The 16,792-nt window shown below is 43.6% G+C and carries 11 protein-coding genes; 9 read left to right on the top strand and 2 right to left on the bottom strand.

What is annotated here, in order from left to right; genetic code table 11:
- Window positions 1-131 precede the first annotated feature (131 nt).
- The 8 genes from M9189_RS06555 (at window position 132) to M9189_RS06520 (ending at window position 10,658) form a co-directional block, all read left to right on the top strand.
- Window positions 132-689: a DUF1599 domain-containing protein gene (locus tag M9189_RS06555; protein WP_250721888.1), complete on the top strand. Its 558-nt coding sequence runs from the start codon at window positions 132-134 to the stop codon at window positions 687-689.
- 26 nt (window positions 690-715) lie between these two features.
- On the top strand, window positions 716-1,945 hold the full coding sequence (locus M9189_RS06550; RefSeq protein WP_250721887.1) for a BT_3928 family protein: 1,230 nt from the start codon (window positions 716-718) through the stop codon (window positions 1,943-1,945).
- Window positions 1,946-1,950: 5 nt separating this feature from the next.
- Complete coding sequence (gene tpiA / locus M9189_RS06545; RefSeq protein WP_250721886.1) at window positions 1,951-2,706, top strand: triose-phosphate isomerase; 756 nt, start codon at window positions 1,951-1,953, stop codon at window positions 2,704-2,706.
- Between the two features lie 64 nt (window positions 2,707-2,770).
- Window positions 2,771-3,613, top strand: coding sequence for a 50S ribosomal protein L11 methyltransferase (prmA, locus tag M9189_RS06540; protein ID WP_250721885.1), 843 nt, complete (start codon window positions 2,771-2,773; stop codon window positions 3,611-3,613).
- Window positions 3,614-3,627: 14 nt separating this feature from the next.
- Entirely contained in the window at window positions 3,628-8,094 is a 4,467-nt protein-coding gene (locus M9189_RS06535) for a hypothetical protein (RefSeq protein WP_250721884.1), read from the top strand.
- 128 nt (window positions 8,095-8,222) lie between these two features.
- A complete protein-coding gene (gene queC / locus M9189_RS06530; RefSeq protein WP_250721883.1) occupies window positions 8,223-8,894 on the top strand; it encodes a 7-cyano-7-deazaguanine synthase QueC in 672 nt (223 codons plus the stop codon).
- A 2-nt stretch (window positions 8,895-8,896) separates the two neighbouring features.
- Window positions 8,897-9,757 (top strand): 7-carboxy-7-deazaguanine synthase QueE, encoded by an 861-nt coding sequence (locus tag M9189_RS06525; protein WP_250725538.1) that lies wholly within the window; start codon window positions 8,897-8,899, stop codon window positions 9,755-9,757.
- Window positions 9,758-9,773: 16 nt separating this feature from the next.
- A complete protein-coding gene (locus tag M9189_RS06520; RefSeq protein WP_250725536.1) occupies window positions 9,774-10,658 on the top strand; it encodes an NADPH-dependent 7-cyano-7-deazaguanine reductase QueF in 885 nt (294 codons plus the stop codon).
- A 6-nt stretch (window positions 10,659-10,664) separates the two neighbouring features.
- Here M9189_RS06520 and purL read toward each other — a convergent pair whose 3' ends face one another.
- Both purL and M9189_RS06510 read right to left on the bottom strand, forming a co-directional pair.
- Window positions 10,665-14,363, bottom strand: coding sequence for a phosphoribosylformylglycinamidine synthase (gene purL / locus M9189_RS06515; RefSeq protein ID WP_250725534.1), 3,699 nt, complete (start codon window positions 14,361-14,363; stop codon window positions 10,665-10,667).
- A 54-nt stretch (window positions 14,364-14,417) separates the two neighbouring features.
- The gene (locus M9189_RS06510) at window positions 14,418-15,581 is read right to left on the bottom strand and encodes a galactokinase (RefSeq protein ID WP_250725533.1); all 1,164 of its coding nucleotides are present in this window, start codon (window positions 15,579-15,581) and stop codon (window positions 14,418-14,420) included.
- A 159-nt stretch (window positions 15,582-15,740) separates the two neighbouring features.
- On the opposite strand from M9189_RS06510, the gene M9189_RS06505 reads away from it, so the two are divergent.
- The gene (locus M9189_RS06505; protein WP_250725531.1) at window positions 15,741-16,778 is read left to right on the top strand and encodes an aldose epimerase family protein; all 1,038 of its coding nucleotides are present in this window, start codon (window positions 15,741-15,743) and stop codon (window positions 16,776-16,778) included.
- The last annotated feature ends 14 nt before the right edge of the window (window positions 16,779-16,792 follow it).

Genomic DNA, 16,792 nt, shown 5'->3' with positions numbered 1-16,792 from the left:
ATCTACTATTCAGATCTTGTTTTTAACATACTTTACAAAGATAGGGTAAATTGGAGTAAACTTTCATACTTAAGCATTTTTTGGTACTTTTACGGCTTTAACAATAGGCTCTAACAAACAACTGTTTCTCTATGTCGGAACGTCCTCAAAACACTGATCAACAGTATAAGCATGCGGCAGAGGTATGCAGGGAGATTTTTGAAAAGAAGATGCATGATTACAGTACCGCCTGGCGCATTCTAAGAACAGAATCGGTAACGGATCAAATCTTTATTAAAGCACGTCGTATCAGAAGTATTCAAACAAAGGGTGTGGCACTGGTAAATGAGGACATCAGACCTGAATTTATTGGTATTGTCAATTATGCTGCTATGGGACTTATTCAACTTGAACTGGGCCCCAGCGATGATCCGGAAATGTCTCATGAAGATGCTCTAAAACTCTATACAGCGCAGGTTACAAAGGCCAAAAGTCTGATGGACAACAAAAACCATGACTATGATGAGGCCTGGAGAAGCATGCGTATCAGTTCCCTTACCGACCTTATTCTTATGAAGCTATACCGCATCAAACAGATAGAAGACAACAGGGGTAAGACGCTTATCTCTGAAGGTATTGATGCCAACTACCTGGATATTATCAACTACGCGATATTTGCCCTTATAAAACTTGAGTTTGAGGAGGCATAATTATTAAACTGCAAAACCGGACGACCATGAAAAAGACCCTCTTGTGTATTTGCCGTCTGATCCCTGCCCTGACCTTTATCTTTTCCGGAATAGTCAAGGCTATTGACCCTGTCGGAGGTGCGGTCAAGTTTGAGGACTACTTCGTGGCCTTTGGTATGGATGCCTTGGCTCCACTTGCACTGGGACTGTCAATAGCCCTGGCATCACTTGAATTCCTGATAGGATTCTTCCTGTTGTGCAAGCTTTACATGCGTATTACCTCCCTGGCTGCACTTATAATGACTGCTTTCTTTACTCTTCTTACACTCTACATCGCAATCTTTAATCCTGTCAGCGACTGTGGCTGTTTTGGAGATGCTATCAAACTGACCAACTGGGAGACCTTCGGTAAGAATGTAATCCTTATGGCTGCAGTATTCTTTATGTTCAAGTTCCGTAACAGCTACGAAAACAGATATACAGTCCTTGCTAATGCAACCACTGCTATAATTGCTTTGGTTGCAATAATAAGTTTCAGTGTTTACAATTACAGGCACCTGCCTGTAATTGATTTTCGTCCATATAAAACCGGAACCAACATCCCAGCTGGGATGCGTATTCCCGAAGGGGCCGAACAGCCTGAGTACGAAACCCTGTTTATCCTAGAGAAAGACGGAGTAAGGCAAACTTTCAACGTGGACAACTACCCCTATGACGACGAATCATGGGTCTATGTCGACAGTGAGACTAAGGTGATAAAGGAAGGCTATACCCCTCCGCTTTACAACTTCTCGATTTTCTCAGCTGAGAGTGGTGAGGAAGTTCATCATGAACTAATTAACACAAAGGGACCGGTATTTCTAGTGATTTCCCCTGATCTGGCTAAGATCTCGGACACTGTAGCAGGCAGAATCGGTGAATTAGCAGAAAACGCGAGAATTAAGAATATCTCGTTCCATATAGTTACAGCATCGGGTAACGATGCAATGGAAAACTTTGATAAAGCCAACGGGCTGATGCTGTCTTATCTTCAGGCTGATGAGACCCTGCTCAAAACCATTATCAGGTCGAATCCAGGTCTGGTACTACTATATGATGGAACAGTGGCAGGGAAATGGCACTATAACGATTTGCCCGAAGTGTCAATTCTGGAAAATCCACTCTCCTATGCTCTGACTCAGAGTATAAGTTGCAGGTCCAGGCTGATTATTTGGCTTTGTATAGCTGGCGTATTATTAATACCATTGATAATTTTCAGAAGTAAAACTACAAAATAGAAAAAATGAGAAAGAACATTGTTGCAGGAAACTGGAAGATGAATCTCACCCTTCAGGAGGGTGTTGCTCTTGCAAAAGAAGTAAACAGCCGCGTGGCTGCCACAACTACAAAGTGCCAGGTTATTCTGGGCACTCCATTTGTTCATATTACTGAAGTTGTAAAAACCGTTGATAATGCAAAGGTTCAGGTTGCAGCTCAAAACTGCGCCAACAAGGTATCAGGTGCCTTTACAGGTGAAGTATCAGCAGCTATGGTTAAATCAACCGGTGCCAACTGGGTAATCCTGGGTCACTCAGAACGTCGTGCATACTACGGTGAAACTGCTGCCATCCTTAAGGAAAAGACTGACCTGGCACTTGCTAATGATCTGCAACCAATCTTTTGCGTTGGTGAAGTACTTGCAGAACGTGAGGCAGAAAAGCACTTTGAAGTTGTAAAACAACAACTGGCTGACTCACTGTTCCACCTTACTGCTGATCAATTCAAGAAGATTGTAATTGCTTATGAACCAGTTTGGGCTATCGGTACTGGTAAGACTGCATCTCCTGCTCAGGCGCAGGAAATCCATGCATTTATCCGTAGCCTGATCAGCGAAAAGTATGGAAAAGAGATTGCAGACGACACAACTATCCTTTATGGCGGTAGCTGTAACGCTGGTAATGCTAAAGAACTATTCTCTAATCCCGATGTGGACGGAGGTCTTATCGGTGGTGCTTCTCTGAAGGCAGATGACTTCCTTGCTATTATCACAGCATTCTAATTTTTTCAAATACAGATAAGGCCGGTAGGCCTTATCTGTTCTTCTTCTCTCATATCCCCACACTATGCGATACACCAAGGTAGTTGCAACCATTAGCCCCTTTACTTCCGAAAAGGCAGAAATCCTCACAGCCCTGATGGCTGATGTCGGTTTTGAAAGCTTTATGGAAACTGAAACCGGACTTGAGGCCTATATCCAGCATGCCGAATTTCGTCAGGAACTGTTAGACGATGTGAAACTTCCTTTTGATGACACGAACGTCGAGTATAGTATCTCTGAACTTGAAGACAAGGACTGGAATGAGGAATGGGAAAAGAATTACTATCAGCCCATCGTCATTGATGATAAGTGTATTGTGCGTAGTCCCTTCCATCCTGCACAACCTGAAATCCCTATTGAGATTATTATCGAACCGAAGATGTCCTTTGGTACCGGACATCATGAGACAACTTCGATGATGATTGAATCTATTCTGGAGATAAATGTGACCGGACATAGGGTGTTGGATATGGGTTGTGGAACCGGTATTCTGGCTATTCTTGCTTCAAAAAGGGGGGCGTCAGAAATCCTTGCGATTGACATAGATGAGTGGTGTATCCGCAACAGTGAGGAAAACTGTCAGCTCAACTCTACAGGTAACATCATCATCAAACAGGGGGATGCTTCCATTCTTTCCGGTGAGGGTATGTTTGATATTATTATTGCAAATATCAACAGAAATATCCTGTTGGCCGACATGAAAGCTTATTTAAAGCAGCTGAAGCCAGGAGGACTGATTCTTTTCAGCGGTTTTTACGAGTCCGACTTCAATGTCATTGACGAAGAAGCAAAAAGCCTTAACTTAAGGTTAACAAACAGGAAGGAAAAGAACAATTGGACTGCTCTAACCTATGAACTCTCTCAATGATGTGGAGGAGGTCTATGAAGAAATATCTACACTATCTTACTATATTACTGTTAATAACCACTTTACCACTAACAAGGGTTCAAGCTGCCGGACAATTCTCATCCGGTGGACAAGATAATTATCTGAAGTTGCTTGAAGAAGTATTCAAAGCTTCAGAAAATAGTGGTAGTAAAGATTTCTTCAGGGATTTCAGCATCTTCTGGAATGATCCTCAAACCACGTCCGAATTAAAAAACAAGATAATTGAAGCCTCTGATCTGATAATGCAGAAAAAGGGGAAGGCATATCCGGATTTCAACAGCTATCTACTTACTGTCCAGACCTTTGTTGCAAACAAGCATCCTCAGTCCAGCTTTGATGTGTGGCACAGCGCAGTCTTTGCCATGCTTAAAGACCAGCGCTCACCGCTTAGACATCTTAACAAACTAAATGAGCATGTAAGAAACCTGCTCAATGAAAGCATTCTGTACTCCACAGCTGCATTGAAGTGGACGAGTTCGGTTCCTGACATAACCTTTGAATATACTGATACTTTATATGCTCGTGTAAGCAATACTACTATAACCTGCCGATCTCAAAACGACAGTATCTTTATCTACAATACTTCAGGTATGGTAAACCTGATGAGTGGGGTATGGAGTGGTAATGGTGGCAAGGTTACATGGGAACAGAGTGGACTTCCGGCTGACAGAGTTTATGCTACTTTCGGAGATTATAAGATTGAGATGTCCCGCAACACATTTGAAATAGAGAATGTGGAATTCAGAAACTCGGAGTACTTCAATTATCCGCTACAAGGAAGGATACAGCACCGTTTGATGCAGATCAGAAACCCTGAAAACTCAACCTATCCTAAATTTGAATCATACGAACAGAGATACCAGATAAATAATATCCAACCCAACTTTAACTTTGAAGGTGGATTTTCACAGCACGGCTCAAAGTTTATAGGCTCTGGTAATAGTCAGAATCCTGCTGTTATCAATATTTTTCGCAATGATACCCTCTTTATTACTGCCAAATCAGAGGGATTCATACTCCGTAAGGACCAGATTGTGGGCAGCGACACTGAAATCACAATGTATTTGGATGATGGTTATATCTACCACCCCGGTCTGCTCTTTAAATACATGGCAGAAAATAAGGAACTACACCTGATAAGGGATGGAAACGGACTAGCTCAGAGCCCCTTCTTTAATACCTACCACAATATCAGTATGGATGCGGGTATGATCAAGTGGCAGATAGGTAGTCCTGGTATCGAACTGAGGATGATTACCGGGGCTGCTGAGAATCATGCTTTCTTCGAATCAATCAGCTACTTCAGGGAAGAGTTCTTCTACCAATTGCAGGGTATGGATGCTATCCATCCGTTGCAGGGGCTGTTGAATTGTTCCCGTGCATACAAAACTGACAAGTTCACTGCCCGTGACTATGCCAGGTTCCTCAATATGCCAGAGCATCAGATAAGGCAGCAGGTAATAGGCTTGTCTTTTCACGGCTTTGTAGGTTACAATGTCACCAATGATACTATTGAAATCAGGGATCGACTTCGTGATTTCCTGGCATTCAGGGCCGGAACAAAGGATTATGACGTAATACGCTTTAAATCAGAAACTCCGGGTTCACAACCAAATGCCGTCCTCGACCTGAAAAACTATGACATGGAGCTTAATGGCGTATCTGCAGTATCAATCAGTGACAGGCAAAATGTAGTTTTCTTCCCTACAAATAAGCATCTTACCTTGAAAAAGGACAGGAACTTCGGCTTTGATGGTTCAATATCCTCTGGTTTGATAACCCTGTTTGGGAACAGTTTTGAGTTTGATTATAAGGATTTCAGAATTAACCTGAACATCATTGATTCCATGTCTATGAATGTTCAGACTGAAAGCTTTGACTACTATGGACGTCCTGCCATAATAAAGATTAATAATACAGTAGCCCAGCTCTCTGGATATCTTGAAATTGACAAACCCGACAATAAGTCTGGAAAGGAAGAATTTCCGGAATACCCAAGGCTCACAAGCAATACAAACTCATATGTGTATTATGACAACCCTGCAATCCAGGGCGGTAAATATAACAGGGAGTCCTTCTATTTCATGCTTGACCCATTCGAGATAGATAGTCTAAGCCAGCTTACAAAGAAGAATATTACTTTTACCGGTGTCTTCAAATCGAATATTTTCCCTGATTTTGAAGAAACCCTCACAGTAAGACCCGACTATTCTCTGGGTTTTGTTAAGCAAAGTCCATCAGATGGATACACAATCTATGGTAAGGATGCTACATTCTCAAATACCATTGATCTCAGCAACGATGGACTTAAAGGTAAGGGAAGTTTAAACTGGCTCACTGGAATAGCTACTTCTGATGAATTTACCTTCCTGCCTGACAGGGCTTTTGGACTTGCTGAAAAGTTTGAGATTGCACCAGCAGAAACAGGTATCGAGTATCCGGATGTTAGTGGTACTTACGTAACAGTCAACTACTTTCCGTTCGAGGACCACATGGATCTAAGGATGCAGGAGGAACCGTTTACGCTTTATGCCGGAGAAACAAGTCTGGAAGGCAACCTGATACTTACTCCAAATGGTCTTGAAGGAGATGGTAGCCTTGTAATGCCAAATGGAGTTCTAAAGGCCAAAAACCTGCAATTGGGACACCATGTTGTAATGGCTGACTCATCGGATTTCAGTCTGACTCAATCATCCGCAACCAGTGCAGTCAACTTTAAAACTGAGAACCTACTATCAACGATAGACTTTAAGGAACGTAAAGGCTCCTTCATGTCAAGGGACTCAGGAAGCAAGGTTGAGTTTACCGACCAACGTTATATTGCCTTTATTAACCAGTTCTCCTGGGACATGGACAATAACTCTATCCACCTTGGTTTGTCAGGTTCGAAAGGTAATCGCTTCGTATCAACACACAGACGTCAGGATTCGCTTGATTTTATTGTTCCAATTGCACTCTATGATGTTGAAGCAGGTAAGATATATGCTAAAGAAGTGAAGGAAATCAATGTGGCCGATGCCCGGATGATTCTTAATGACGGTAATGTGACAATTAATAGAGATGCTGTACTTGATGTCCTCGATTCGGTAAGAATTATCCTGAACGATACTATTCATAGTTTTTATAATGCAAGAGTCAGTATTGAGGGTAAGATGCAGTATCAGGCTCAGGGACTCTATGACTTTACAAACGGAGATGGCAATAAAAAAACAATCTCATTTAATAGTATTACAGTTTCTAAAGAAGGGAAAACAAGCGCCGAAGGAGTAATTAGTGAAAAGGAATTCTTCTCATTCAATAAGCATTTCGGCTTTAAGGGACAGGTAGGTCTCAGTGCAGGAAAACCTCTTCTTAAATTCAAGGGAGGAGCCCAGATGCTACATGATTGCCATGAGTTGGGTCCTCAGGACTACGTCAAATTCGAATCCGAGATAGATCCTTCAGATGTTAGAATACCTTTGGCTAAACAGGTTCAAAATATTGAAAATGAAAATATCTTTAGCAGTATATACCTGAACAGGGATTCTAACATTGTGTACAGTGCCTTTATGGAAGATAGACTTTTCCATAGTGATGTGCCTATATTACCTGCCACAGGTATTTTGTATTTTGATAAGTATCTGGATGCATTTACTGTCTCAGATGCGTCAAAGCTTGCTGTACCTGATACAACCGGTAACATTCTAAGATTTAGCAACTCAGGATGCTACGTATCCGGTTTTGGCAGGATTAACATGGGACTGGATCTAGGTTCGGTCAGTACTATGGCAGCCGGATTTATAAAGCATAACAGAGCTATTGACTCACTTGAGATAAACTCCTTTTTTACCTTGGACTTCTTCCTTGAAGAATTAACTAAAGAAATGGTCTTCAATGGAATCGTAAGTGGTGAATCAGGAGGAGCGCAGCATTTCGAATCTGCGGGCGCAATAGCCAGAATGGCAGAAATATTTGGTAAGGCCACGGCAACTGATATTGCAAGGGAAGTTCAAGGTGTTGAAGAAATGAAATCCATACCTGTTGACCTGCAATATTTGATAGCAGTAGATGACTTAAACTGGACCTGGAGTCAAACCAGACGCAGTTATATTGCCGATTCTGAGGCTTATGTTGCATGGATTGGCAACAAACCGGTCAATAGGAAGGTAATAATCAAGGCAGAGATTGCCTTCAGCAGGGCAGGAAACTCGCTTGACTTTTATATAGAACCTAGTAAGGGACGTTACTATTATTTCAGCTACCGTAACGGAGTAATGAATACCCGTTCATCCGATCCGCAGTACAATGCTCATGTTCAGGCACTCAAACCTGAAGACAGGCGTCCAAAGACAAGGATCGTCGATAAGTCTTACTACTTTACGCTTGCTCCTGAAAGTCGTCTAAAACGCTTCCTGAGCCAGATAGCGGCTCCAGAGACACCTCAGGGGGATGCTGAAACAGAAGAACCTACAGATGAATAAAACTAAGAACAGGGCTTTTATGCCCTGTTACCGTTTAAAAGACTATCTTTGCAAAACTAACAGACAGTTCGAAACCATCCTGTCTTTAAATAAAACTATGGATGTTCGGCTGCATTAAGCTTTAAAAAATGAAACGTGCAGTTATTCTATTATCAGGGGGCTTAGACTCTGCGGTGGCCTTATGGCTTGCCAAAAGTGAAGGATATGAATTGTTCACGCTAAGTTTTGAATACGGTCAAAGACATAATAAGGAACTCAATGCTGCTGAAGCTCTTGCCAAAGCAGCCGGTGCCACGGAGCACCGGGTTGTGAGTATCAACATTGGCCAATGGGGAGGTTCTTCTCTTACAGACATGAATATGGAAGTAGAGGATGGCGATGTTAACAGGACCGATATTCCCGTAACTTATGTTCCCGCCCGCAATATGGTCTTTCTTTCGATAGCCGCATCCTACGCAGAGGCTATAGGGGCCTGCGACATCTTTATTGGTGTAAGTCAGGCTGACTACTCAGGATATGTTGACTGCCGCCAGACTTTTATAGATGCAATGCAAAATGCTATCAACCAGGGCACTGTTATGGCGGCTGAGCACAAAAGGCACATTACTATTCATGCTCCCTTTATCTCTATGACGAAGAGCGAGGAGATAAAACTGGGTCTAAGTCTTGGTGTGCCCTTCGACCTGACCTGGAGCTGCTATCGTGGTGGAGAAAACCCCTGTGGTAAGTGCGACAGTTGCCTGCTTAGAGCCCGCGCCTTCAGCGAAGCCGGTATTGATGACCCTGCACTAAAATCCTGATAATGGACAAGATTCTAACTCTGGCCGGGGAAGCCCTCTTCCCAATCACCAGGGACAGACATGGCAATCCCTTGCCTGTACCTCCATCAACTGGTTTTTCAGTTCCGGGAACCATCCAGGGTGAAGGAAAACTTGCGGGTATGCCCTCCCTGTTTATCCGACTGTCCGGATGTAATCTCAGATGTATCTGGAGACTGGAAGACGGCTCATTCAGCCGCTGCGACACACCCTTTGCTTCTTTTGATACCAGAGAGGTGGTGCGTATTGAGGTGGGCGAACTGATGGAACTGCTGCAAGCAAACCTGGATGAGACAAAGCACGTGGTAATAACCGGAGGTGAACCCATGTTGCAGAAGGATGCGCTTATAGAACTTACTAGAAGGATAAAGGGTGAATTGGGACTGCATATCTCAATAGAGACAAACGGAACAATCTTTAGCAGGGAACTTGCAGGATTTATCGACCTCTATAGCATATCGCCTAAACTGCGCAATTCGGATCCTGATGCTGAAAAGCTTAGTGCACTTGGACTGCAGATGTCAGGTCCTTTCAAGTACCACCCCGAGAAACGAAAAAATCTTGAGGTAATCCAGTCCTTTATTGACTTTGCCCGCAATAATGGCAAGGATTTTCAACTTAAGTTTGTTATCGGACGTCCTGAAGATGAACATGAAATCAAGGAGGAGTTTTTAGGAAAGCTTCATTCCTGGAAGCCAGGCGACATCCTCCTGATGCCCCTTGGTTCGGCATCCGAAGAACTCCGGAAAAGTGCCAGACTAACTATGGAAATGGCAGTAAGGAATGGCTGGCGCTACTCACCACGTATACATATAGACCTCTTTGGCAACCGCCAGGGAGTGTAGATAAAGGGTTTAAGCTATGGAAAAGAATCCTATCGAAGGTAAATACCTTGGTCAGAGAGTAGAATACCCGCAACAGTACTCACCTGAGTATCTGGTTGCAGTTCCCCGCTCCCTCAACAGGGAGATCTATGGCCTTGACAACAGCAATCTCCCCTTTGTCGGAGTGGATGTCTGGCATGCATGGGAACTGAGTTTCCTGACCGAAAAGGGCCTGCCTGTAGCAGGTGTTATCAAATTGATCTACCCAGCCGACAGTCCATCAATAGTTGAAAGCAAGTCTTTCAAACTTTACCTTAACGGCTTTAATATGAGCCGCTTTGGCTCTACCCGCGAGGAAGGTATCACTATAGTTAAAGACCTAATCAAAAAGGATCTATCCTCAGTACTTGAAACCAGTGTGATAGTCACCTTCTTTCCTGCCTATGCAAGTGAAGGAGGTGCTGACTTTGCAGACTGGCAGCTCCTCGAGGAGCTGCCTGAAATAGAAACTACTGAGTTTGTTGCATATACGGAAACTCCAGCCCTGTTTCAAACCTCATCAGGAAATGAAAAGGAGTTGAGAGTGGCAAGCCACCTGCTTCGCAGCAACTGCAAGATTACCCACCAACCCGACTGGGGAAGTGCCTTTATTTACATAAAGGGAAATATGCTGCCCGATAAGCTCTCATTGCTCAAATACCTTGTTTCGATCCGAAATGAGAATCATTTTCACGAAGAAATCTGTGAGATGATTTACAAAAGGCTTGTAGATGCTTTTGCTCCTGAAGATTTAATGGTGACTACAATCTATACAAGAAGAGGGGGAATCGATATTTGCCCGGTTCGTGCAAGCAAGGCCTCTCTCCTGCCGCTGGCACTTACCAGTGCGGATCAGCTTTCGAAAAAGCTGATCCGTCAGTAAGTAGTTTTATTTCTTTCTGTTTTCTATCCAGACACGTGCGTTGACAAAGGCCTGCATCCAGGGAGACACCTCATCGCTGCGCCTTTCTGCCGGGTAATGGGCACATTGCCATGGAAGGATTGCCCTTTCCGGGTGTGGCATCATTGCAAGATGGCGTCCATCGTGCGAACAGATAGCAGCAGTATTCAAATCACTGCCATTCGGATTTGCCGGATAGTCTTTATAACCATAGAAAGCAGCTATGTTATAGTTGTTTGCAGATAAGGGGAAGTTAAACTTACCCTCACCGTGAGCATACCATACCCCGATGCGTGAACCGGAAAGAGAACCCAGCATTACTGAGTTGTTTTCTCCTATCTCAAGGCTTACGAACCCGCTTTCAAACTTGTGCGAATCATTGTGTGACATAAAGACTCTTTCCTTATGTTCGGGATATAGCAGGTTAAGTTCAACCATTACCTGACAACCATTACATATTCCCAGGCTCAAAGTATCTTCCCTGGCATAGAAGGCTTCAATGGCTTTCTTTGCCTTTTCATTGTATAGGAAGGAACCAGCCCATCCCTTTGCGGAACCAAGTACGTCTGAGTTACTGAATCCTCCTACAAACACAATAAAATCAACATCAGAAAGGTCTTCCCTGCCACTGATCAGGTCGGTCATGTGAACATCCTTAACGTCAAAACCTGCCAGATACAGTGAATATGCCATTTCTCTATCACCATTTACACCCTGTTCACGAATAATAGCGGCCTTGGCCTTTCTCTCAGCACCCTTTAAATACTTGTCGATACCCAGCGAACTGTAGGTTCCTTCAAAGCCTTTGGGAAATCTATATGTCAATGGTTGCTGCTTGTAGTTTTGATATCTCTCAAGTGCCTTCTTCTCTCCACTCTGGTATTTGTCCAGCAGGTAAGACGATTTGAACCAAATATCTCTGAGTGCATCTATATCGAAACTAAGATCGCTATCCTTAGTGTTGACCTTAACAGTACGTCCTTCAACAGGACTACCAATTACTACAGAACCAACCCCGTACTTAGCTAAAATAGCTTCAACCTTTGCACGATCCATAACCTGAATTACAACAGCAGGTTTTTCGCTAAACAGTACTTTAACCGGATCCTTCTCGTCTATAGCAGTCAGGTCGATATTCAGACCAAAATCAGTATTTGCAAAGCACATCTCCAATAGAGCTGTAATAAGACCTCCGGCAGATACGTCATGTCCTGCTAGTATCAGGCCTTCCTTTACAAGTTCCTGAATTGCTTCAAAAGCCTTTGCAAAATATTTGGCATCATTTACCGTTGGGGCTTCATTACCCAACTGCCTTATAGCCTGGGCAAAACTGCTTCCTCCAAGCTTGAAGCCGTCAAGAGAAAAGTCTATATATAGCAGTACAGTGGCCGGATCCTTCTTAAGAACCGGTTCGGCACACTTCCTTACATCCTCTACCTGACCTGCAGCACTTATAAGTACAGCGCCCGGGGATAATACCTTATCACCATCTTTGTACTTTTGGGTCATTGAAAGAGAGTCCTTACCGGTTGGGACATTGATACCAAGCTCAACAACAAAATCACTAAGGGTCTCAACAGCCTTGTAAAGTCTTGCGTCTTCACCTGGGTTTCTGCAAGGCCACATCCAGTTTGCACTCAAACTCACTCCCTTTAGTCCGTGAGTCATAGGAGCCCAAACTATATTTGTCAGTGCCTCGGCTACAGCAAGCTTAGAACCCTTACCAGAATCAATAAGAGCTGCTGCAGGAGCATGACCTATAGAGGTGGCTATTCCATCCTTACCTCTGTAGTCAATAGAAGAAACCCCCATATTGTTGAGAGGCAACTGTAACTCACCGGCTGTCTGCTGCTTGGCTACAAGTCCGGTAACCGACCTGTCAACCTTGTTTGTGAGCCAGTCCTTACATGCTACACCTTCAAGCTGTAGAACGTTCTCAAGGTACTTGCCAATAAGTTTTGGATCGTAGCTTAACGGAGCAAATTCTTCATTTACTGTTCTGTCCTCCATAACAGTCTTAGGAGGATTACCAAACATATCCGATAATTGCAGGTTGATAGGCGCATTTCCTTTGCTGTCAGTAAACTTCAGCTGCATATCACCGCTTGTCTCACCGACAACATATAATGGAGCGCGCTCTCTCTCTGCAATGCGCTTTAATGTCTCAGTATCTTGTTCCTTGAGTACAAGTCCCATTCTCTCCTGTGACTCGTTACCAATGATTTCCTTGGCTGAAAGTGTTGGATCACCAATGGGCAACTTGTCAATTTCAATAGTGCCACCTGTCGCCTCTACCAGTTCTGAAAGGCAGTTAAGGTGCCCACCGGCACCGTGATCGTGGATGGAAACTATCTTGTTGTCATCACTTTCAACCATGGCCCTTATGGCATTCAGAACCCGCTTTTGCATTTCAGGGTTAGAACGCTGTACTGCATTCAATTCGATTGCATTGTCATATTCTCCAGTAGCTACTGAAGAAACGGCACCTCCACCCATACCAATACGGTAGTTGTCACCACCCATCACTATAACTTTGTCACCTGATGTTGGAGTATCCTTTAATGCATCTCTCTTTTTACCGTAACCAATACCTCCGGCAAGCATTATTACCTTGTCAAAGGCAAACTTCTTACCATTCTCCATATGCTCGAAGGTAAGAAGGGAACCGCAGATCAGGGGCTGGCCAAACTTATTTCCAAAGTCGCTCGCACCATTTGAAGCCTTTGTCAAGATCTGCCTTGGTGTCTGATACAACCATGGACGCTCGGGCATACCTGTTTCCCATTCCCTCTCCCCGTCCGTGCGTGGATAAGCTGTCATGTAAACAGCAGTACCGGCTAAAGGAAGAGCTCCCTTACCTCCTGCCATACGGTCACGGATTTCGCCACCTGTACCTGTTGCAGCTCCGTTAAAGGGCTCAACAGTTGTTGGGAAATTATGGGTCTCAGCCTTTAGAGACAATACAGACTCAAATGCCTTCTGCTCAAAGAAGTCGGCTTTGTCATGTGTGCGCGGTGCAAACTGCACGGCAAGTGGTCCTTCTACAAAGGCAACATTGTCCTTATATGCTGATACCAGGTAGTTGGGGTTCTCCTTTGATGTGCGTTTGATTAGTTGAAAAAGGGTACTCTTCTTTTCCTCACCATCGATGATAAAGGTACCGTTGAATATCTTGTGACGGCAGTGCTCTGAGTTGACCTGCGAGAATCCGAAGACCTCACTGTCAGTAAGCAGGCGACCAAGGTTCTTCGACAGCTGGTTGAGATATTCTACCTCGTCATCACTAAGAGCTAAACCTTCTTTTTCATTATAGGCGGCAATATCATCTATATATACTATTGGTTCAGGCTTCCTGTTAATAGTAAAGACATCCTGATCCAATCCATTGTACAAACGCTGCAACATTGGATCATATTCTGCATCCTTGCCACTCACCTTGAAAAATTCTTCAATCCTGATAATGCCATTGAGGCCCATATTACGGGTGATTTCTACAGCACCGGTACTCCAGGGAGTAATCATCTCCCTGCGCGGACCTACAAAGTATCCGTCAACTGATTTAGAGTCAAGCAAGCGGGCTCCGCTAAAAAGCCATTCCAGTTTGCTGAGATCCGTTTTCGAGTGTTCAATAGAGGTATGAACTGCGATGATAAGCTGTGAGGATTTGCCCTCAAAAAGAAGAACCATGAAATTGTATTTTGTAGGGTTTAAACTTCAATTGTGCCACAAATATATGGAAATCTATTCAAGTCTGCGAGCTCCATCTCCCACCTCAGCAATGTAAAAATCAGGCTTTAGTCCGGTACGTGCTTCATACCCCTTACCGACCTGCTCGATAAACCTGTCAATAGCTTCCTCTTTCACGATAGATACGGTGCAGCCACCGAAACCGGCACCTGTCATACGTGAACCGTAAACTCCTTCAATCTTCCAAGCCTCTTCAACCAGAGCATCAAGTTCCTTACCTGTTACTTCATAGTCATCGCGCAGGGAAACATGAGAGGCATTCATCAGGCGACCAAATTCAGCTAGATCATTCTTCTCAAGAGCTGTCATCGCATCCAGTACTCGTTGGTTTTCTGTGATAACGTGACGGGCTCTTCTTAATAACACATCAGAAGACAATTTGCCCTTAAGTGAATCAAATAATTCTACACCCAAATCACTGAGATAATTGTACTTACCCTCGCTGTTCATCTCTTCAAGTGCCTTCTCGCATTCGGCCCTTCTCTCATTATATTTTGAATCAGCCAGTCCCCTGCGCTTGTTTGTATTACTTACAACAATCCTGCATCCCTGCAGTTTTAGAGGTACTCTATGGTATTCAAGTGTATCACACTTGAGTGCAAGTGCATGGTCAGCAAGGCCCATACCGACGGCAAACTGGTCCATGATACCGCTGTTGACACCGACAAACTGGTTTTCTGCCCTCTGAGAAAGTTTTACCATCTCCATCATCTCAAGAGCGCCCTTGTTAAAGAGTTCGTTGAGCATAACCGCAGTTACCATCTCTATAGATGCCGAGGACGACAGACCTGCACCATTGGGAATATTACCGCTATAAATAAGATCAAGACCTTCGATTTTAACGCCCAGTTTGGAAAACTCATGCATCACCCCCAAAGGGTAATTAACCCATGCTCCCCCTGGCTGCTTTTGACTCAGGGCTGCACATGTAATATCAGCTTTCAGCTCCATATTCGTGCTTGCAAAACGCATCCCGCATCCATCGTTCTTACTCGCAAGTAAGTAAGTGCCATAGTTGATGGCGCAGGGGAATACGTAGCCTCCGTTATAATCGGTGTGTTCACCAATCAAGTTAACCCTCCCGGGTGAAAAGAAAAGATAGTCGGCGTCTTTGCCGTATAACTTCTTAAAATGCTTCTTTAATGCAAGTAAATCCATAGTATTTATGAGCTTTATCTGTAAGTGGCAAATTTACATTTAAAATTGCCAACATCATCCGGGATACTAAAAATATCCCCTACCCAGCTTTCATTGAATTGTTGGAATTTGCTGATTTTTCATATTTTTGCTTAACTCGTACACTTAAACAAAAGAATAATGAACATACAAGAACTGAAGATTCAGAATCTGGCTAACCCTGCCATCAAGCATTTTGAACTTAAGAATGGTAAAGGTACCAGCGTCAAAATAACAAATATAGGTGCAACAATAACAAGCATCGTAACTCCAGACAAGAATGGAAATCCGGCTGAAATCTCTCTTGGCTTTGATGATCCTGCGCATTATCTGTCTAAAGAGTATCTAGGCAACTGCCCCTTCCTTGGTGCCGTAGTCGGACGCTTTGCAAACCGCATTGCCAATGGACGTTTTACTCTGGATGGTAAGACCTATACTCTGGCAACAAACAATGGCCCCAATCACCTTCACGGTGGTCCTGCAGGTTATTTTCTGAAGCTTTGGGACAGTAGCATTGAAGGCGACACACTTGTATTTAAGCTTTTTAGTCCGGATAATGACGAGGGATATCCAGGCAACGTCAATGTTAAGGTAAGCTATAAGCTAACTGAGGAAAACGAACTGATTATCCATTATTTTGCAGAAGCTGATCAGGCAACCCCGGTAAACCTTACCAACCACGCATATTTTAATCTTTCAGGTAAGAAAGGAAATATTCTGGATCATGAAGTAATGATCCTCGCGGATCATTACACCCCTGCAATAGAGGCTATTCCAACAGGTGAGATTGCTTCTGTTAAGAATACTCCCTTTGATTTCACAAGCTTTCACAGAATTGGTGAACGCATTGCCCAGCTTCCTGAAAATACTTATGACCATAACTTTGTTCTTAATCTGAAGGAAGGAGAACTCTCACGTGCAGCTGTTGCAAAGGAAGCCGTATCAGGCCGCGTACTTGAGGTTTTTACTACCCTTCCTGGTATGCAGTTTTATGCTGGTTACTATCTGGACGGAAGCCATAGCAGATCAGGTCGCAAATTTGAAAGCTTTGAGGGATTCTGCTTCGAGACTCAGTATTTCCCGGATTCGCCAAACAAAGCAAACTTCCCGGACTGTATAACAAAGCCTGGAAAACCTTTTGATCATACTACAGTATTTAAATTCAGTACCGAACAATAAAACCCTGTTAGTTT

Source organism: Xiashengella succiniciproducens, from assembly GCF_023674465.1.
Taxonomy (GTDB): Bacteria; Bacteroidota; Bacteroidia; order Bacteroidales; family Marinilabiliaceae; genus Geofilum; species Geofilum succiniciproducens.
This window is presented reverse-complemented; position numbering and strand designations above follow the sequence as displayed.